This is a genomic window from Sphingomonas sp. QA11 (genome assembly GCF_028473665.1).
Classification (GTDB): domain Bacteria; phylum Pseudomonadota; class Alphaproteobacteria; order Sphingomonadales; family Sphingomonadaceae; genus Sphingomonas; species Sphingomonas phytovorans.
In genome coordinates this window covers 1,294,492-1,314,025 of record NZ_CP098774.1, presented here as the reverse complement: position 1 = coordinate 1,314,025, position 19,534 = coordinate 1,294,492, and the positions used below count along the sequence as shown (strand labels likewise).

Annotated in this window: 13 protein-coding genes; 6 read left to right on the top strand and 7 right to left on the bottom strand. The window is 62.2% G+C overall.

Going from position 1 to position 19,534, the window contains the following annotated elements:
* The first annotated feature begins 23 nt into the window (after nucleotides 1-23).
* The 3 genes from NDN01_RS06070 to hutC all read left to right on the top strand — a co-directional run bounded on the left by NDN01_RS06070 (nucleotide 24) and on the right by hutC (nucleotide 4,212).
* On the top strand, nucleotides 24-626 hold the full coding sequence (locus tag NDN01_RS06070) for a HutD/Ves family protein (RefSeq protein ID WP_272626473.1): 603 nt from the start codon (nucleotides 24-26) through the stop codon (nucleotides 624-626).
* A 114-nt stretch (nucleotides 627-740) separates the two neighbouring features.
* Nucleotides 741-3,338 (top strand): M14 family metallopeptidase, encoded by a 2,598-nt coding sequence (locus NDN01_RS06065; protein ID WP_272626472.1) that lies wholly within the window; start codon nucleotides 741-743, stop codon nucleotides 3,336-3,338.
* A gap of 139 nt (nucleotides 3,339-3,477) precedes the next feature.
* Nucleotides 3,478-4,212, top strand: coding sequence for a histidine utilization repressor (gene hutC, locus NDN01_RS06060; protein ID WP_272626471.1), 735 nt, complete (start codon nucleotides 3,478-3,480; stop codon nucleotides 4,210-4,212).
* 58 nt (nucleotides 4,213-4,270) lie between these two features.
* Here the strand turns inward: hutC and NDN01_RS06055 are convergent, their stop codons facing one another.
* Nucleotides 4,271-6,244: a S9 family peptidase gene (locus NDN01_RS06055; protein ID WP_272626470.1), complete on the bottom strand. Its 1,974-nt coding sequence runs from the start codon at nucleotides 6,242-6,244 to the stop codon at nucleotides 4,271-4,273.
* A gap of 469 nt (nucleotides 6,245-6,713) precedes the next feature.
* On the opposite strand from NDN01_RS06055, the gene NDN01_RS06050 reads away from it, so the two are divergent.
* Nucleotides 6,714-9,827 (top strand): TonB-dependent receptor domain-containing protein, encoded by a 3,114-nt coding sequence (locus NDN01_RS06050; RefSeq protein ID WP_272626469.1) that lies wholly within the window; start codon nucleotides 6,714-6,716, stop codon nucleotides 9,825-9,827.
* A gap of 159 nt (nucleotides 9,828-9,986) precedes the next feature.
* Here the strand turns inward: NDN01_RS06050 and NDN01_RS06045 are convergent, their stop codons facing one another.
* From NDN01_RS06045 to NDN01_RS06030, 4 genes are all read right to left on the bottom strand, one after another.
* Complete coding sequence (locus NDN01_RS06045; RefSeq protein ID WP_272626468.1) at nucleotides 9,987-10,367, bottom strand: cupin domain-containing protein; 381 nt, start codon at nucleotides 10,365-10,367, stop codon at nucleotides 9,987-9,989.
* A 6-nt stretch (nucleotides 10,368-10,373) separates the two neighbouring features.
* Nucleotides 10,374-10,898 carry a hypothetical protein gene (locus tag NDN01_RS06040; protein WP_272626467.1) on the bottom strand — a complete coding sequence of 175 codons (525 nt, stop codon included), beginning with the start codon at nucleotides 10,896-10,898 and terminating at the stop codon, nucleotides 10,374-10,376.
* The gene (locus NDN01_RS06035; RefSeq protein WP_272626466.1) at nucleotides 10,895-12,955 is read right to left on the bottom strand and encodes a TonB-dependent siderophore receptor; all 2,061 of its coding nucleotides are present in this window, start codon (nucleotides 12,953-12,955) and stop codon (nucleotides 10,895-10,897) included. Before NDN01_RS06035 ends, NDN01_RS06040 begins: the two co-directional genes overlap by 4 nt.
* A 168-nt stretch (nucleotides 12,956-13,123) precedes the next feature.
* Nucleotides 13,124-13,624, bottom strand: a complete 501-nt coding sequence (locus tag NDN01_RS06030; protein ID WP_272626465.1) for a helix-turn-helix domain-containing protein — start codon at nucleotides 13,622-13,624, stop codon at nucleotides 13,124-13,126.
* 695 nt (nucleotides 13,625-14,319) lie between these two features.
* Here NDN01_RS06030 and NDN01_RS06025 point away from each other — a divergent pair.
* Nucleotides 14,320-14,970, top strand: coding sequence for an SDR family NAD(P)-dependent oxidoreductase (locus NDN01_RS06025; protein WP_443025198.1), 651 nt, complete (start codon nucleotides 14,320-14,322; stop codon nucleotides 14,968-14,970).
* Nucleotides 14,971-14,972: 2 nt separating this feature from the next.
* Here NDN01_RS06025 and NDN01_RS06020 read toward each other — a convergent pair whose 3' ends face one another.
* Both NDN01_RS06020 and NDN01_RS06015 read right to left on the bottom strand, forming a co-directional pair.
* Nucleotides 14,973-16,139: a serine hydrolase domain-containing protein gene (locus NDN01_RS06020; RefSeq protein WP_272626463.1), complete on the bottom strand. Its 1,167-nt coding sequence runs from the start codon at nucleotides 16,137-16,139 to the stop codon at nucleotides 14,973-14,975.
* Nucleotides 16,140-16,193: 54 nt separating this feature from the next.
* Nucleotides 16,194-17,006: an isocitrate lyase/PEP mutase family protein gene (locus NDN01_RS06015; protein ID WP_272626462.1), complete on the bottom strand. Its 813-nt coding sequence runs from the start codon at nucleotides 17,004-17,006 to the stop codon at nucleotides 16,194-16,196.
* A gap of 322 nt (nucleotides 17,007-17,328) precedes the next feature.
* Here NDN01_RS06015 and NDN01_RS06010 point away from each other — a divergent pair, with 322 nt between their 5' ends.
* A complete protein-coding gene (locus NDN01_RS06010) occupies nucleotides 17,329-19,533 on the top strand; it encodes a TonB-dependent receptor (protein WP_272626461.1) in 2,205 nt (734 codons plus the stop codon).
* The last annotated feature ends 1 nt before the right edge of the window (nucleotide 19,534 follow it).

Below are 19,534 nucleotides of genomic sequence, written 5' to 3'. Positions count from 1 at the left end.
CCGCTCTCGTCCGGAGTATTCGAGTGAGCATCCGGCGTCTCCTCCCGGCAGCGACACGCCGCCCCACGCCTTGGAAGAACGGCGGCGGCACCACAACCGAATTGGCAGTGTTTCCGGCAGATGCTGGCATGAACGACTTCACGTGGCGAGTCAGCATCGCCGATGTGCGCACCGTCGGGCCATTTTCTGATTTTCGCGGCGTCGACCGGATATTGTCAGTGCTCGAAGGCGAGCTTGCGCTGGTGGTAGCGGATGCCCCGGAAAGGCGGCTGACCTCGGCTGACACGCCACTCCCCTTCCCCGCCGACATACCGGTGACGGGCACGCCAATCGGTGGCGACGTTCGCGACCTCAATGTGATGGTACGCCGGAACGTGTGTCAGGCGGAGGTTGAACGCTTGCCGGGCGGTACAGTGCATGTCGACGGCAAAGGCGAGACATGCCTGATGATCGTCGCTACAAGCGACGCGGCCGTCGCTCACGGCGCCAGCGTTGAAAGGCTTCGCCCATTCGACGCCCTATTGTTCGAGGCACCCATTCCTGAGTCCATCGCCGTCAAGAGCGCTGCATCGAGCTTCGTAATCCGGTTGCGACTGTATCAGGGTGACAAAACGCCTAAAAAATAGGCAATAGTCACCCCAAAAATTTTTCTCGCTTCTATTGTATATACAAAATCTCCGGATTAGCCTTGCGCGACAAACGAGGTCATTCAGGCCGTGGCCATGGGACGGAGATAATCGATGCGGGGATTGAAATCGGGCGCGGCGCTCTCGGCGATCATCGTCGGCTTGATGATGACGACACCGGGCCTGGCGCAATCACAACCGCAGCCGCCCACTCCAAAATCCGTGTTGGGCCATGATATCGGTGAGGATTATTATCTCGCCTCCTATGAAGACGCGGTCGCCTATTTCCACAAGCTGGCCGCCTCGACCGACAAGATGAAGATGGTCACGGCGGGCAAGACCACCCAGGGGCGGACGATCGAGTATGCGATCATATCCTCCCCCGAGAATCTGGCGAAATGGGAAGAGGCCAAGGCGTTGCAGAAACGCCTTTCCACCGCAAACGGCCTTGATGACGCGAGCGCCAAGGCGCTGGCAAGGGACGGCAAGATCATCGTCCATATCGATGGCGGCCTGCATTCTAGCGAGGTGTCCGCTCACCAATCAGCGATCGCGCTGGCCTACAAGCTCGTTGCCTCGCCCGACGACGAGGAAGTCCAGAAGGTCCTGAAGGACGTCATCGTCGTGCTCTGGCCGACCTTGAATCCCGATGGCATGACCATGGTGGTGGATTGGTACCGCAAGAACCGCGGCACCCCATGGGAGACCAGCGGCATGCCCTGGCTCTACCAGGAATATGTCGGGCACGATAACAATCGTGACGGCTATATGCTCAACATGCTGGAATCGCAGAACGTCTTCAAGGCGGAGCAGGATTACAGCCCGACCATCTGGTACACTCATCACCAGGTCGCGCCCTTCCCGGCGCGCATCTGGGTACCGCCCTTCGCCGATCCGATGTCGAGCAATATCAGCCCCTATATGCGGATGTGGACGACGGCGATCGGCGTCAACATGATGAACGCGTTCGAGGAGAAGCAGATGCCGGGCGCGATCGCCCAGGCACGCTTCGACAACTGGTATCCGGGCTTCCTCGATTATACCCATGTCTTCCGCAACACGATCTCCTACTTCACCGAGGTCGCCCATGCGTCGGCCACGCCGAAATTCTACGATTCCAAGAAATTCCCGCGGAACATGCAGGACCTGAAGGCACAGGTGATGTATCCCTCGCCGTGGAAAGGCGGCTGGTGGCATTTCGCGGATTCGATCCGCTATGAAACCGTCGCATCGATGTCGACGCTCGATACCGCGGTCCGCTACCGCGAGGTGCTGCTCTACAATCGCTATCAGGCGGCGCGCGACACCATCAGGAAATATTCAAGCGGCGATGGGCCCTATGCCTGGGTGATCCCCGCCGGCCAGACCGACGCGCCAGAAGCCGCGCTGCTGGCGCAGAAGCTGATCGATCAAGGCCTAACGATCAGCAAGGCTTCCTCGGCGGTCAGCCTGGGCGCGCAGACCTATCCTTCCGGGTCCTGGGTCGTGAAAATGGACCAGCCCTATGCCGGCCTCGCGCAGGAATTGTTCGAGACGCAGAAATATCCCGACGCGATCCTCGGGGGTGACGGCAAACCCGTTGACCTCCCCTATGACGTGACCGGCTGGACCCTGCCGCTGCAATTCGGCGTGAAGGCGGTCGCGGTGGCCGAAAAGCTCAGTCCCGAAGCGCTGGCCGCGCTCACCCCCGTCTCCACGGCAAAAGTCGAGGGCAGCGTTACCGGCGCAGGCAACGCCTTTGTGCTCAGCCGAAAGGCCAATGCGAGTTTCCTCGCCGCCAACCAGGCAGCCAGGCGGGGTGCCAGGATCGGCTTCTCGACCGCACCTGTCACTACCTCCAACGGCGAAGAGACCGGTGCGATCGTCGTCAGCGGAATCAGTGCCGATGCAATGGCGGCGATCACCGCCGCGACCAGCGCCACCGCCGCCGGCGCATCGTCACCCGCCACGCAAGCGGTGAAGCGCGCGCGTGTAGGCCTCTATCGTCCCTGGGGGTCGAATATCGACGAGGGCTGGACCCGCTGGCTGCTCGAGCAATATCAATACGCCCCGGTCTCGCTGCGCAACGACGACATCAAGAAGGGTGGCCTGTCGGCGAAATTCGACACTATCATCCTGCCTGACCTGCGCAGCCGCGATCAGTTGCTGAACGGCCTGGACGCGACCGAGGCGCCCCCGGGATATACCGGCGGCATCGGCGACGAAGGATCGATCGCACTCAAGAAGTTCGTAGCCGACGGCGGCACGCTGGTCGCCATGAACGGCGCGGCGGATTCGGCGATCGACCTGTTCGACCTGCCCGTCACCAACATCGTCAAGAATGCGCGGAGCGACGAGTTCTTCTGCTCGGGCGCGCTTCTGCAGATCAAGCTTGCGACGCCATCGCGGGCAACGGCTGGCATGTCGGCCGAGCCGGTCGTGATGTTCGAGAAGGGCCCGGTCTTCCAGCCGGCCGTCGGGTTCAAGGGCAATGTCCTCGCTTCCTACCCCACCGAAGGCAATCCGCTACGTAGCGGCGTGCTGCTCCATCCGGAGAAGATCCGTGGCAAGGCGGCGGCGCTTGAGGTCGAATACGGCAAGGGACGCATCTTCCTCTATGGCTTCAAGCCGCAATGGCGGGGCCAGGCGCATGGCACCTACAAGCTGCTGTTCAACCTGCTTTACGCCTATCCGACGCATGAGGCCTCAACGCTCGAGGTAAAACCGGACTGACCGACGGACTGGAATGCGCGGGCCGGCCAAGCCAGTCCGCGCTTGACCTTTTGGCCTTCGAGCCCTTTCTCTCTCAAATGTCGTGTGCTCGAATCATGGTGACTATCTCAGTCAAGGTACGCGAAGCGGCGGAGCACCGATGGCAGTCCATCTGAAGCGCTCCCCGCCGGATCATCGGCCGCTTTACCAGAAGATCCGCGACGCCATCGAGACCAAGATCATGTCCGGTGCGCTGCGTCCCGGTGACCGTATTCCGATCGAGCATGAATTGATGGCGGAATATGGCTGCTCGCGCATGACGGTGAACAAGGCGCTGTCGAGCCTCGCTGCCGCCGGCCTGATCTCGCGCCAGCGCCGCCGCGGCTCCTTCGTCAACCGGCCGCGTATCCAGATGGCCGCGCTGCAGATACCCGACATGCGCGAGGAGATCGTGCGGCGCGGCCATGTCTACCGGCTCCACCTGTTAAGCTGCGTCGTGCTCGATGCCGACAGCGAGGCCGGCGAGATCATGCGTATCCCGCAAAAAGGCGAATTGCTGGCATTGCGCTGCCTCCATCTCGCCGATGGCGTGCCCTTCGCCACCGAAGACAGGTTCATCAACCTGAACGCAGTCCCCCAAGCAATCGACGCCGATTTTTCGGAAACGCCGCCCGGGAGCTGGCTGCTCAACCACGTACCCTGGACCGAGGCCGAGCACCGCATCACCGCGGCGCCAGCCGGCGAGCAGGCCAGGATGCTCGCGGTCCGCGAGGAGAAGCCGTGTCTCGTGCTCGAACGCTGGACATGGCGAGAGCAGGAATCGATCACTTATGTCCGCCAAGTGTTCAACGGCGACAATTTCGACCTGACCGCGCGGTTCGTCTCGGGCTCCTGAACTCTGCTCCAAGCGACCGGAGCGCCCTCAGAGGACGCCCCGACCACCTTTCTTCGGACTATGGAACATCCTTCCGCGCGATGGCGAGCGGGTCGGATTCACCCGCAAAGGCGGAGCGAAGGAACCCGAACATCCGCCGCCGCAGGTCGATGCCATGCCATGGCTCAGCACTCACCAGCGCACGGAAATGGGCACCGGTCTCGCCATGCCCCTCACGGGGATAGACGATCAGCGCGACCGGCGCGTCGCTCTGCTTGAGCGCCCGCCACATCTCGAGCGACTGCCCCAGCGGATCGGTCACGTCCTCGGCCCCCTGCAACAGCAGGAAAGGCGTCCTGGCATTGGCGACGGTGGAGATCGGGCTCTGCCGCCACGCATCGGCGAAGTTCAGCCATGGCTTTCCATAGTACCAGCGATCGTAGAAAGTGCCGCGCTCAGTGCCATATTCGCTGAACTGGTTGATCACCGGTGCGCCGGAGACGATCGCCTTGAACCGGTTGGTCTTGCCGACGACGAAGCCGGCCATTTCACCACCATAGCTATAGCCGATCAGCGCCATGCGCTTTTCGTCGATCGGATAGTCCTTCAGCATGCTGTCGACGCCGGTCATGACGTCGCGATAGTCAGCGCCGCCCAGATCGTTCCTGTTGGCGGCGAGGAACTTCGCGCCATAGCCGGTGCTGCCCCGGATATTAGGCTGCATCACCGCCCAGCCTTCCGCCACCAGCATCTGGATGAGGTTCGAATAATCATCGGCAAAACGACCGGCGGGGCCACCATGGATGCTGACCACCAGCGGTACCTTGGTGCCCGGCGCGACCTTCGGCATGTACAGCATCGCCTCGATCGTCAGGCCTTCATTTTGCCAGCTGACCAGCTTCGATGGGACTTTCGCCCAGCTTGCAGGCACGAGGGGCGGCGCTTCAAGCGGTGAAGCCGCGGCGCCGAGCCTTGGCATCACGAACACCGTGCTGGGATCGGTCGGACCACTCCCGGTCATCGCCCAGGCGGTCTGGCCGGGGTTGGTCGCCAGCGATCCAACGACCGGGCGGCCAATGTCGAACCAGGTTACCGATCCGTCGGTCGTCGAGATTCGCCCAAGGCGGCTGCGCATATGGGTCGCGATGGTCGCGACAAGATCTCCGCTCGGCAGCACCGTGAAGTCGGACGGGACCGCACCATCGAAGCCGCGCGTCAGATTGCGCGCCCGCCCGGTTGCCAGGTCCTTCACGAACAGGTCGTTGCAGCGCGGCGGCGCGTCGTCGGCGCAATTGTCCGTATAGACCATCCTCCTGCGCCCGGGCAGATAGGCCGCGTCCGCTGCCGTGTTCGGAAGATCCAGCCTGGTCACCGCCAGATCCGGGGTGACCTTCCAGGTCGTCGCGTCCGGGCCCGTAAGGTCCGACTTGGGATCGGTGGTCACGATCATATCGGCGCTGTCATAGGACCAGCTCACCTGGTCGAACACGCCGTTCAACTTCACCGCCCGCGCCGCGCCGCTGGCCGGATCGAGCAGGTAGAGATGCGTGCGATGATCGTCCTCGCTGTGGTTGTAGGCGTCGTCCTTGCGTTCCTTGCGGGTCTTCACCGCCGCCGTCTCGGGATCCTCGGCCCAGAAAGCGAGATATTTGCCGTCGGGTGAAAAGGCAAAGCCGCCGGCGGAAAGCGGGTTGTCCTTCCTGGCCCCACCCCAGGCCGCGCTTACAACGCCACTCGCGTCCTTCGCGATCTGCAGCCGTTCAGGCTCTCCTCCGGCAAGCGGCAGCCTGAACAGGGAGCGCGTCCCGTCACGGGTTGCGATAAAGAGGACCGAACTCCCGTCCGGAGAAAATTGTCCGGCCGTTTCGCCACCGCGCTCGCCCGAACGCGAAAAGGTCAGCTGGCGCGGCTTCGCTCCGGTGCCAAGCAGCCACAAATGCGGCAGGCCTCCCTCCGCCGTGGTGTCGGTAATGCCGGCGAGAACCGATTTGCCGTCAGCTGACAGGGCGATGCCGCGCATCGCGCGCACCCTGGTCCTGATTTCCTCGTTCATCGGAAAGCCCGCAGGCAGATTTTCAGCCGCGGCGGCTCGCGACGTCCACGACTCCACCGGCACGCCCCCGACGATGCTTGCGCAATACAGGGCCACACCGGCGAGGATCGCGGGACGCCCCACCCTGTACCCCGATCGGTTTTTGTGATTCATATGTTCTTATTCCCTGACCGCGCCGACTCAGCACGGCGCCGAGTGTCCTATCGGGACACCTAAATGTCTATACAAAAAGCCTTCAGGCCCCACCTAATCGGCGACCCTTCCGCCAGAATGGTTATTTTCTGGAAGATTCTCAGGCAAAAACAATCCAACAAGAAATATTCATTCTCGTTCTATGCCTTTTGTGTTGCACGGCAGCAAAGACGTGATAGCTTATGTCTATACAAATAAATTCATCGGAAGCGGCCGAAAGCGTCAGACGAACCGGGAAACGCAGGGAAGGAGAGGCTCACGAATAAGGGGATCCGGGATGAAGAATCGATTGCTGACGGCGAGCGCCCTGGCGGGGACGCTTCTCTTTCTTTCGACACGGGTGGAAGCCCAGGTTGCGGCAAAAACCTCGCCCGACGGAGCGCAAGATGCGCCGCTGGTCGGCAGCGAAGCGGTGGAGGACACGGATACGATCGTCGTCACCGGATCGCGCATCCGCCGCGCCGAATATGACGCGCTCGAACCGACCACGGTCGTCTCGTCCCAATATCTCGACGTCCGCGGCATCACCAACGTCGCCGACGCACTGAACGAGCAGCCCGGCTTCGGCATTCCGCAGAACGCCGAGGGCGGCCAGAGCAGCTACGGCGTCAGCCAGAATTTCGTGAACAAGTTCGGCCTGGGCACGGCCCGCACCCTCACCATCGTCAACGGCCGGCGCTTCGTCTCGACCAACGCTCCGACCGTGCTGGGCAACCCGGCGGGCCTCCAGGTCGATCTGAACGTGATCCCGTCGCTGATGGTCGACCGTATTGAGAATGTGTCGATCGGTGGCGCGCCGGTCTATGGTTCAGATGCGATCGCCGGTACGGTCAACGTGATCCTGAAGAAGAAGTATGAAGGGGTCGAACTCCAGACGCTCAACGGCATCAGCGACAAGGGCGACAATTACCGCCTCAACCTGTCGGGAATCGCTGGTTTCAAAATCGGGGATGGACGTGGGCACGTCCTGATCGGCGGCTCCTATGATCGGAACGACGGTCTGCGCGCCGTGGACCGCGAGCGGGCGCGGCAAGCCCTCACCTTCCAGACGAATCCGAGCGCGTCGACGGCCGGCACGCAGTTTCCCGGCCGCACGCCGGGGAATGACGGCCGCATCAATCCCGACATTCCGTTCAACGGCGGATCGAGCGACGGTATTCCGAATACGGTGCTGATCGGCAATACGCGCATCTTCTCGGAATCGACCGCAGGTCTGATCCTGCCGACCACTTCAGTCAACGGCATCAGCAACGGCAACGTCCCCGGTTTCGGCGCCGGAGGCCTCAACCGTCTGCAATTCGATGCAAGCGGGAATATCATTCCCTATACTCAGGGCAGCCCTTTCGGAAACACCTATGGCAGCGGCGGCGACGGCTTCAACCTGACCGACACGCGGCCACTCACCAACGATCTCGAGCGTTATTCAGCCAATATCGTCGCCGAATATGAGATCACACCGGCGGTGAAGGCATTCTTCGAAGGCACCTATTATCACGGCATCGGCCGCGAGGTGATCGACCAGCCGGTCTATAATTCTCCGCTGTTCCCGGGCGGCGCCAATTCAGCGCTCACCTTCAACATCAACGATCCGCGCCTTAACGCTCAGGCCCGTTCGATCCTGCAGGGATATGGAGTTACCAATTTCTATCTGTCACGCGACTTCGTCGACATCACCAACGGTGCCGCGAGTTCAGAAACCGATGTCTATCGCGGCGTGTTCGGCCTGACCGGCGACATCCATGCGCTGGGCAAGACCTTCACCTACGAAGCGTCGGTCAATTATGGCCGTACCGAGGGCGCTTTCCACCAGGTTCTGCTCGACCAGCAGAAGTTCGTGAACGCGATCAACAACTGCAATCCCAATCCGGTCGTGAACGCTGCACCTGGCGGGATCAGGCCGATTGCCGATTCTGCCTGCGTCGCGCTCAACCCGTTCGGACCGGGAAGGCTCGATCCCGGCGCCGTTGCCTATGTCAACTATTTCTCCACAGCGCGCTCGGTACTCGAACAGGAGGTCTACAACGTCAACATCGGTTCGTCCGACGTGGTTACGCTCTGGTCGGGCGGGGTCGGTTTCAACCTCGGCTACGAGCATCGCCGAGAATATGGCAAGTTCACGCCCGATCCCTTCCAGGTCGCCGGACGCGGCCGCGGCGCGGCGATCGTCGGCAACCAGGGCAGCTTCGATACCGACGAGGTGTTTGGCGAGTTGCTGCTCCCCCTAGTCTCGCGCGACAACAATGTTCCGCTCGTCGACAGCCTGACACTTGAGGGACGAGGGCGCTACGTCGACAACTCGATCAACGGCGGCTTCTGGACCTACACCGGCGGCGGACGATATCGGCCGATCCCCGACATCGAGTTCCGCGGCAACTATACCCGTTCGCTCCGTGCCCCGTCGATCGTCGAGCTGTTCACCCCACAGACCAATGCAGGCTCCTTCTTCCCGGACCCGTGCGACCGCGCCAATATCGGCGGCGGCACGAACCCCACAATCCGCCAACGCAACTGCAAGGCCTTTTTCGATGCCTATGGCATCAACCCGTCGACGTTCGATTCAATCGCCCGCACCTCAGCGGTGCCGGGTGTCACCGGCGGCAATCCGACATTGAAGAACGAGGTGGCTGATTCCTACACCTTCGGCGTCGTGCTCAGGCCGCGCTTCCTGCCGCGCTTCCAGGCAGCGATCGACTGGAACCGGATCAAGGTGACCGGCAATATCGCCTCACTGACCGCCGCCAATATCGCCGAAGGCTGCTACGACAACCCCAATTTCAACCTGGGCAATCCGGACGCCGGCAACAGCTTCTGCACGCAGTTCACGCGCGTCCACAGTTCCGATGCCAACGCCAACGGGCAGATCGCCGCCAATCCGGCGAACCCCGGCATCCGCACCGGTTTCGTCAACGGCAGCTTCATTGAGTTCAAGGGGCTGACGGCGACCGCTTCGTACCTGATTCCGCTCGGCGGCATCGGTCTTGGCGGCCGGCTCAGCCTCGATGGGACCTTCTTCTATCTCGACACGTTGCGCTCATCGAACAACGGCGTGACGGTCGATCCTCAGGCTGGCGAGATCGGCACCCCGAAATATAGCGGGCAGTTCAATGTCAGCTATGCCGGCAAGGGTGGAATCGGAATCAGCCTGCAGGCGAATTACACCGGCAAGGCGAAATACGACATGCTCTTTAATGCGGACAGCCGCGATATCCTGGAACTGGACGACCAGTGGCTGTTCAACCTCGCCCTCTCGCAGAAGATCGGCGATCGCGCGACGATGCGTTTCACCGTCACCAACCTGTTCGATACCGCACCTCCTTTCCCCTACGATCAACTCTCCGCATATGATCTGCTCGGGCGGCGCTACACCGTATCGATGAATGTGAAGTTCTGATCTCTACGAAACTTCCTGTGGCTCCGGCCGGAGCGCCGGGCCACAGGCACCAATGTCCCGATTTTCTAAGCGCCGCCTTGGTATGCCGCGTCAGCGCAGTTCGGCCTGCATGGTCTCGATGATATCTTCCTGTAGAGGAGCCGCCGCCTGAAAGGCTGTTCAGCCGTGCCGGAGCGGCGCGGCCGGGTCGTCCGACCACGCGACATTCCCGTCGCGTGGCGTAATGAACAGCAGGCACAGATCCTCCTGTACACGCGCGCGATGCGCTTCGTCGCGGGAGAGCAGCACAATGTCCCCGGCGCCCACCTCGATCATGGTGTCATCGGATGCTGCATCGCGCGACGTGAACTGCGCCCGCCCTTCCGCCAGGAACAGCAGTTCGTCTCCGTCGCCATGACGCTCCCAGAAATGGTCGGTACTCCCCGCGGCAATCCGGACCAGGCCGATCATGGCCGGCCCTTCACAGGCATAGGTCGCCAGAATATCCGGTGCAGTGAAGCCGATACAGGCGAGACGGTCAGCGATATTGATTCGTCTCATGATTGTTCAACGGACATGGCGGAGGAGGCCAGCCCGGTAGATCGGTCCCTGCAACCGATTTCCCGTCACGATATTTGTCTGATATTGCTGCGTGATCCCATCCAGCGTCGTCGGGTCAAGTTCTGCCCGCATCATCGCAAAGCCGGCTGAATCCAACAGAGCCGGAGCATTTCGATCAGCAAAGAGGCGTCGCTTTTCCTCATCGGGCGCGGTCGCGCGCACGCCACCGCTGATCGACAGATCGAGAATGAGTTTGCCGCCCCGCCACCGGCCTGAACCGGTTACGCCAAGCTCGGCATCGTCGAGTTGCAGGGTGCCGGTGAGCAGATAGTCGCCGCCAGGCACCTGGATGAATGCCAGCCGGAGGAGCCCTGTCTCCTCCGCAAGGGTGAGGCGCCAACGCTCCTCTCCGCGCCACGCAAGATCGCGCTCGGGTGGCGGAGTCTGCGAAGAGAGTTGCGCCGGCGTCGCAAAGGCCTGCGTGCTCGCCAGAAGCGCCAGTGTCGCCCCCGCATATGCCAGCCCCCTCATTTGCGAGCTCCCCAGCGGTAGCGAATTCTCGCAATCACCGTGCGATCCGCACCAACGCCGCAGCCACTCGCCGAGCAACTCACATAATAGGGCTTGTCGAACAGGTTGGTGGTGTTGACCGAAAGGCGCCACCGGCCGACATCATAGCTGACCATGGCGTCGAACAGGGAATAGTCGGGGACACGAATGCTGTTCGCAACGTCGGCATAGCTCGCGCCGACATGGCGGATACCGGCCCCGAGACCGAACCCTGCGAACGGGCCCGCCGGGACGCTATAGTCCGCCCAGAGCGCGGCGGTTCGATCGGGCTGTCCCGCTGGCCTCCGGCCGAGTTGCGCCGCAACCATGGTCTTCGTCACCGCCAGATCGGCGATCGTCAGCGATCCGGTGAGGTTCAGTCCGCGGATCGGGCTGGCGACGATTTCCGCTTCGAAACCCTGTGAGCGGATCGCCCCCGTCTGGATCTGGTTGACCGGATTGTTCGGATCGGTCGTCTGTACGTTGGTCTGCGTCAACCGGTATGCCGAAAGAGTCAGATAGGTCCGCCAGCCCGGCGGTTCGATCCGTAACCCGCCCTCCAGCTGTTTTCCTTCACTGGGGCGATAAGGCTGACCATCGAAATTGGTGCCAAGAATCGGATTGAACGAGGTCGCATAGCTCACATAGGGCGTGAGCCCCCAGGGGCCACGATAGACGAGACCTGCGCGCCACGTGGTGGCCTGGTCGTCCTGCCTCGCCTGCGTGACGGCAAGGCGGTTGCGTGTCGACGTCTCCGACCAGTCATGCCGCAACCCCGCCGATAGAATCCATCGTTCGGAGAAGCGTATCTGCTGCTCTCCATAAAGACCGATCTGATCCGACATCTGGAGCGTGCTCGCCATCGGCATCGCGGCCGGGCCATAAGGTTTGCCATAGGCGGGTGCGAAGACGTCGATCGAGGCGGCTGGTCCCCCGTTCAGCACATAATCTTCACGGGTATGGCGATAGTCGAGGCCAACCATGGTTCTCATCGCGAGGCCGGTAAATATCCAGTCGCCATGGATCTGGCTATCCGCGGCGATGACATCGCCGGTGATGCGGAAACGATAATAGGCCCGGCTCAACAGCCGGCCGCCAAGTGGCGCGCCCCGCGCGCTGACGGTGTTGGTGAGAAAATCGGTGTCAGTGTAGCGGACAGCCGAATGCATCTTCCACCCGCCACCCAGATCCTGGTCGAACAGGACACCTGCCGCATATTGTACCCGGTGGTTATCGACACCGGGTTCGTCGGTGTAGAGATTGCGCGCGATCTTTCCGTTCGGATTGGGCAGCAGCGACCCCTGCAACGGAATTCCAAAGGCCGGCGGGCCATATTTTTCGTATGAATAGCTCGTCAACACGGTCAGCGTGGTGCGAGGCCCGGGTTTCCAGGCGAGGGCGGGCGCGAGAAAGAGCTTGTTGTCCGGAATGACATCGATCTGCGTATCCGCCTCACGGGCGAGGCCGGTAAGTCGAAAGGACACCCCCTCGCCCAGCGGCCCGCCAAGGTCGAACTGTCCCTGCTTTCGACTGAAGCTCCCACCCTGAAACTCGACCTCATGGATCGGCTTGTCAGTCGGGCGCTTGCTGATCATGTTCACCAGCCCGCCCGGGGCATTCTGGCCGTAGAGCAAGGATGCCGGACCGCGAAGCACCTCAATCCGTTCCAGGCCATAAGGCTCGGCCTTGGTATAGCTCTGCGCGGTTGTGGGGCGCAGGCCATCCTGCAGCACGCCGGAATTGGTTACATCGAACCCCCGCAGCGAAATACGATCATATCGGCCGTTGGCCGGGGTCGAACCATTGAACACGCCCGCCTGATAAGCGATCGCCTGGCTCACGCTCTGAACGCCCTGTGCTTCCATCAGATCGCGATCGACGATGGAGAGGGATTGCGGCACCTCCACGAGAATCGTGCCGCTCTTGCTTCCGGTGGATGCAGTCTGACGCGCTGTGACGATGATGGTCTCCGCCTGGACGTCAGGTGACGACACCTCCTCCTCGGCAAGGGCGGGGGGCGCCAGAATCAATAGCGGCATGGCACCGGCGCAGAGAAAGCGGGCGCGTCCGATACGTTCGAACGCCGTAATTCTTAACAAGGAAAATACCCCCGGATCGATTGGATGACATTTGCGAATTACTCGCAATATCATCCAATCGAAACGCGCCTGGCTTTCGCGAAACCGACTAAGAGTTTCGTGAAAAGATCAGCTGAGCAGGTGGCTTGGCGGTATTCCGAAGCGACGGCGAAAGGCGGTGGAGAAGGCAGCGGGCGTGTAGCCGACCCGCCACGCTGCCTGTGCAATGCCCCACTCGCCCGTCGCGATCATCCGATGCGCGGCGTCCAGTCGCGCCGCCTGCAGAAAGCTGCTGGGGGTTGCACCGAAAAGCGCGTCGAAGCCGGTCGTGAGCTTGCGTATGTTGAGGCCGACCTGCCGCGCCAGAGTGGCAAGATCCGGGGCGTCGCCGAGCGATGCCAGCAAAATCCGCCTTGCCTCCTGCAAACGCTCCACCTCGGATGTCGACAAGCGGAGCTTCCGGTTGTCGGCTGAATCGCGGGCAAGGACATCGGCAGCGAGCCCGCCGAGTTCGAAGCCCTTGCCGATCATATAAAGAGATGCCGCTTCGGGTCGCAGGCGAGAGGTCAGCATCTGCCGCCCCACGCCGGCCAACGCCGCGCCAACCGGCCTGCGGATCAGGCGTGGCACCCCGGGATGATGGCCCCCTGCCAGAGCGCCGCCATCTGCTCCGAAGAGTGTAGCCCCGGTCTCGTGATCGAAGCACACGCTGACGTAGCAAAGCCGCTCGTGCGGATGGAATGCCTGGGAAGCGACATGATCACCGTCGTTCAGGACAGCACATAGTGATGGCCCGGTTATCCTGACTCGCGCGATGTCCGGCGAGCTGCACTCAAGCGAACCGCTGAGCAGCAGGATAAGCTTGACCCCGTTGTAGAGGGTCTCTTCTTCTTCGACTGCCGAAGGGTGATCGATGCATCCGCCGGACACGGACACGCTCGCGGACGCGGCAAACGACCATGGCGAACCGGTGCAGGTGGACGCAGGGAGAGACTTGGCATCGTGTCGCACGAGTCAGTCTCCCGCTGCTCCGGCCCCGTCGTCTCGCGACTGGACAGGAACGACCGGGTCTGTCGAGATGAGCATGATCAGGCCAACATCCAACGAACGGTTACAGGGCTCCCCCGCTATCCGGATCAGCCGATAGATTTTTCAATAATGATTATCAATCGCAATGTTCGAGCCGACATTGATACGCCCTTGCCCGGTAGGTTACGCTTTTAACCGGGCAAACCCGTCGCAGAAGCGGACAAGGAGCAACAAACTTGGGTGAACGCACAGGCACTGCAGTCATCGTCGGCGCGTCATCCGGAATCGGAGAAGCCTTGGCCAGGCGATTGGCGGCCGCCGGCTGGCGCCTCGGCCTTGCCGCGCGCCGCCTCCCGAAACTCGAAGCCCTTGCCTCGGAGCTCGGCACGGGAACCGTCATCCGCGCGATCGATGTCGCCAGTTCGGAGCGGGCCCGTGTCGAGCTTGCCTCCCTGCTCGAAGCCCTTGGAGGCGCTGACCTGATCGTCCTGAGTGCCGGCACGGGCGAGCTCAATCCTGACCTGCAATGGGGCCCTGACCGCCAAACCATCGACGTCAATGTGACGGGGTTCGCCGCACTGGCGCAATTCGCTATCGATCATTTCCTCCAGCGAGGTCGCGGCCATCTTGTGGGGATATCGTCGGTCGCCAGGTTCAGAGGAAGCGGCGACGCTGCGGCCTATAGCGCCTCCAAGGCGTTCGTCTCGACCTATCTCGACGGATTGCGGGACAAGGTACGGGCGAGCAAGCTGCCCATTGCCGTGACGGAGGCCTGTCCGGGTTTCGTCGACACCGCGATGATGAAGGCAGACAAACCATTCTGGGTCGCGACCCCGGATCGAGCCGCCGCCTGCATCCATTCGGCCATCCGACGACGCGCGAAACACGCCTTCGTGACGCGCCGCTGGGCGCTTGTCGGGTGGGCCCTGCGCTTGTTGCCGGCCTGACGTTATTTCGGCGCGACCGCGGGCACGTGGGCAAGCACCGCGCGCCAGATCGCCGCCAGTTCACCGCCATAAGCGCGCAACGCTTCTTCGCCGCCGACATTTGCGAGCACGATACGCCCGATATTGGTCTTCGGGTCGATGCCCATGAAGGTCGTGACGCCTGGATCGCCGCCGAAATGGCCGATCGTGCCCTCACGACGATATTGCCAGAAGATGCCCTGGTTCGGCTCCTTTGCAGACAGGCCGGCAGGTATCTCGCCAGCCGCGAATTCGGGCTTCAGCAATGCCGCGATCGCCGAAGCCTTCAGGATACCATCCTCACCAGCCCGCCCCTTCAGTACCGCCGTCACCAGTCGCGCCAGGTCAGTGCAGGACGTACGCAGGCCACCGTCGGGATACGTCGCCAACGTATAGAGCGGATAGGGTTTGAGCTTCTCGCCATAGAGTATCGCGTGGTCGGCCCCGGTCTCGGCATCGGTCCAGCCCGAGCTTTTCATGCCCATCGGCTGAAGGAAGGTCTTGCGCGTGAAGTCCGCATAGGATTCGCCCGCCTTCACCTCGACGGCATAGGCAGCCAGCGTCGCCCCGATATTGCTGTAGGCATAAGTGCTGCCCGGCGCGGTCGCCGCGAAGTTGCGCTTGCTGTAGGTTTTCCCGTCCTTGCTGAAATAGCTCTTCAGGAACGCGTCGATCCGCAGCGGATTGCGATCGCCGGGAACATAGCTTGCGGCGTAGACGGTTTCCCGGTCGACGATGCCTGATGTATGGGTGGCAAGCTGGCGCAGTGTGATCGGCCGGTCCGGAAAAGCGGGATTGCGCACCGGGAAGGGCAGGATCGTATTGACGTCGTCATCCAGCTTGAACCAGCCACGCTCGACCCCTTTCATCAAGGCCATCCCGATCAGAGTCTTGCTGATCGATCCGATCGGTTGCACGGTGGTGACCGTATAGGGTCGTCTGGCAGCAAGGTCGGCGAAGCCGAAACCCTTCTCGTAGATCATATGATCGGCATCGAACATAACGACGCAGAAACCGGGGACATGCGACCCGACCTGCAATGCGGCAAGTTCGCGCTCCAGATCGGCCGCCCCATTCTCTGCGCGGGCGGACGTCCCGAGGATCAGGCTCGCAAACAGTGTCGCCGCGGCGACCCGGCGGCGTTGTCTCATCACGATCCTCATTCTGCTGCCCTCACTCTGTTGCATTGAAAGACGGAAAATCCCTCAGCCCGCATAACCGGCGGCGGCGGCGAGAAAGGCGGGCCCTTCGATCGCCGCGTTGAGGGCGCTGCGATCCAATGTCGGCCCGGCGAACGGCACTCCAGCCGCCAGAGCCTGAAGCGCGGTCTGCCCGGCATGAGCGGTCGCCTGGATCACTGCACCTGGGAACAGAACAAGCGAGAAGCCTGCCTCCCGGGCTGCCGCGGCGGAGGTCAGCGGGGACGTCCCGCCCGCCAGTATATTGTGGACCAGTGGCCGCACACCGCCGAGTTCATCCACCAGCCGCTGGACCTGATCCGGCTCGGCGAGCGATTCGACGAAGATCAGATCAGCTCCTGCCTCGGCATAGGCGACAGCGCGGCGCAGGGCATCGTCGAAGCCGAGGCTCGATGCGGCATCGGTTCGTGCACTGATCAGGGTGTCGTCATGGCGGCGCGCGTCCTGCGCTGCCTTCAGCTTCCCGACCATGGCTCCCAGGGAGATCAGCGGTCTTCCCAGTGGCGCCCCGGGCGACTTTATCTCGGCCTGATCCTCGATCTGGATCGCAGCGGCGCCCGCTGCCTCGAACTGGCGCACCGTCCGCGCGACCTGGATCGCGTTGCCGAAGCCGCTGTCGGCATCGACCAGCACCGGGATGCCGATCCGGTCACACAGCCGCGCCAATATCGTTGCGGTCTCGCTTGCCGACATCAGGCCGATATCAGGCCTGCCCAGATGCGACCAGGCCAGCGCCGAACCGGAAAGAAAGACAGCTTCGAAACCTGCCTGTTCCGCCAGCAGTCCGGACAGGGTGTCGAAGACCCCCGGCGCCCGCACGATAGCGTCGCCTGCCAGCCGATGCCGCAAAGCTGCTCTCACGCTCATAAGTTCACTGACTCCTTCCACGGGGATCGATGACACCGCCCCGCCTTGCCCGGATCGCCGGAGCGAAGCACCCCGGAAGATTGGGCGACAGCACCTTGCGCAAGCCGACGATCATCATCTGCCAGCGACTCCAGGGGCGGCGGGAACGCCAATCAACATCCTGTCTCCTCCCTTTCCAGATCGGCCCGCAGTGGATGCTTCTTGACAAGCACCACAGCCTTGATAGCAATAATTGATACTGAGCTCATATTTAATAATCAAGAGGGGAGGTCATATGCTGCGCGTCGATTCCAGGACCCGTGTCGGCTTTTTTATCGCTCTCGGGCTGGCCACGCCTGCCTGGGCACAGGCCGACAGACGCGCAGATGGGGACGCTGCCGCGAGCGATGCCGCGGACATCGTGGTGACCGCGCGGAAGCGGTCGGAGCGACTGCAGGATACTCCCATTTCGATCACCGCCATCACCGCCGAGGGAATGGAGCGCAAAGGGATCAAGGATATCGCCGATATCGCGCGCCAGACCCCCGGCCTGCAATATGGCGATTTCGGCGACATGAAGCTGTCCCCCACTTCGCTGCGCGGGGTCGTCGGCGGGTCTGGCTCCGCCGGCGCCGACCCGGCCGTCGGCTATTATGTCGACGAGATCTATCAGGCCCAGGGTCCGGGCGCCGATCTCGACCTTTACGACATCGCACGTGTCGAAGTGCTGCGTGGACCGCAAGGAACGTTGTTCGGCCGCAACACAATCGGCGGCGTCATCAGCATCACCACGCAGCGCCCTTCGGATACCTTCACCGCGTCCGCGACCGCCAATATCGGCAACTATAATGCACTTCGCCTTGGCGCATCGGTTTCGGGGCCGATCATACCCGGCGTGGTCTCCGCCAAGATCTCCGCGATCAGGGACGTCAACAGCGGCTATGATCACAACGTACTGCTCGACCGCGACGTGAACAATCATCGCTTCTGGGCGGTACGCGGCCAGTTGCTGTTCGACATCGCGCCAACCACCAGCCTGTTGCTGACCGCCAGTTACCGGAAGGCCGACCAGGAACAGCTCGTCTTCGAAACACGGCGCTACAATATGAACGCCGATCTGCCCCAGGCGCTGGTCGCCGCCGGCCTGCCGCTCAATACCGATCCGTTCGACCGGAAGGTCTATTCCGACAGCCCCAATCAGGAACGGTTGCGGGCATGGGATGTGTCGGCCACCTTCAAGACACGGATCGGCCGTGTCGGCATCACCAACATCGCCTCCTATCACGACCATGATTATTTCAGCCGTGCCGACACCGACCGCTCCCCGCTGAAATTCCTGTATGATGGCGATCCGGAGAAAGTCTGGCGCTGGTCGGAGGAGCTTCGCCTCGATCTCTCGACGGGTCCGATCGACTGGCTCGCTGGCCTCTATTATTTCCGCCAGAACAGCCGCAACCAGAGCTTCGTGGAGATTGGATCCGATCTCGCCACCATCCTGGGCGATCCTACGCTGACGGGGGTTCGCACCGGATCCGACGGCAATCTCGACACGACCAGCAAGGCCGCATTCCTGAGCGCGACCCTGAAGGTCACGCCGCGCCTGGATGTCACGGTGGGCGGCCGCTACACCAGCGACAGCAAGGCCATCCACTATGTCCAGCGCGATGTGATCAACCTGCTCGGCGGCAACACCGATATCAGGACGAGCGGAAGCTGGGACCAGTTCACGCCCAATGCCAATATCCGCTATCGTTTCTCGCCGACCGTCATGGGCTATGCGACCGCGAGCAAGGGCTTCAAGAGCGGCGGCTTCAACGATGCGCTGGGCAGCGCCGACGGAATCGCCTTCGGCCCGGAAGCGCTGTGGAACTACGAACTCGGCCTGAAGACCGAATTGCTTGGCCGACGGCTCGTGATCAATACCGCGCTCTATTACATGGACTGGAGCAAGATCCAGCTGTCGGAGGACAATCCGGCCACCCCGGTCTATGATCCGATCATCCTCAATGCCGGCAAGGCGCACAGCAAGGGCGTCGAAATCGAGGTCAGCGCGCGGCCAACCGACCGCTGGACGCTGGGCGGCAACCTGTCCGTGCAGGACGCCCGTTTCGACGGCGGACGCCTGCCGAGCGGGGCGCTGCTCGACCACATCCCCTATGCGCCGGCCTATACCGCCGATCTCAACGCGGAATATCGCGTTCCGGTCGCCGGGCTTGGATCGGTCTCCCTGTTCGGCGAGTATCAATTGCGTGGGCGAACCTATCTCAGCAACGACACCGATCCCGATGGCGTCGTGCATCCTTATGGATTGCTCAACATCCGCTTCTCGCTGCAATCCCATGACGAACGCTGGCGCATATCCCTTTGGGCCAAGAACCTGACCAACCGGACGTACGAACAGCGTCTGTTCGATCTGTCCGACCAGCCACTGGTGGGACAGAAGTTCATCATCCTCGGTGAGCCCCGCACCTTCGGCGCCGAATTCAAGCTGAGGTATTGAG

Bases quoted from the DNA above. Each gene is read 5' to 3' on its own strand.
- NDN01_RS06010 (WP_272626461.1), top strand. From the start codon at position 17,329: ATGCTGCGCGTCGATTCCAGGACCCGTGTCGGCTTTTTTATCGCTCTC.
- NDN01_RS06045 (WP_272626468.1), bottom strand. From the start codon at position 10,367: ATGAGACGAATCAATATCGCTGACCGTCTCGCCTGTATCGGCTTCACT.
- NDN01_RS06050 (WP_272626469.1), top strand. From the start codon at position 6,714: ATGAAGAATCGATTGCTGACGGCGAGCGCCCTGGCGGGGACGCTTCTC.
- hutC (WP_272626471.1), top strand. From the start codon at position 3,478: ATGGCAGTCCATCTGAAGCGCTCCCCGCCGGATCATCGGCCGCTTTAC.
- NDN01_RS06020 (WP_272626463.1), bottom strand. From the start codon at position 16,139: ATGAGACAACGCCGCCGGGTCGCCGCGGCGACACTGTTTGCGAGCCTG.
- NDN01_RS06040 (WP_272626467.1), bottom strand. From the start codon at position 10,898: ATGAGGGGGCTGGCATATGCGGGGGCGACACTGGCGCTTCTGGCGAGC.
- NDN01_RS06055 (WP_272626470.1), bottom strand. From the start codon at position 6,244: ATGAACGAGGAAATCAGGACCAGGGTGCGCGCGATGCGCGGCATCGCC.
- NDN01_RS06065 (WP_272626472.1), top strand. From the start codon at position 741: ATGCGGGGATTGAAATCGGGCGCGGCGCTCTCGGCGATCATCGTCGGC.
- NDN01_RS06035 (WP_272626466.1), bottom strand. From the start codon at position 12,955: ATGCCGCTATTGATTCTGGCGCCCCCCGCCCTTGCCGAGGAGGAGGTG.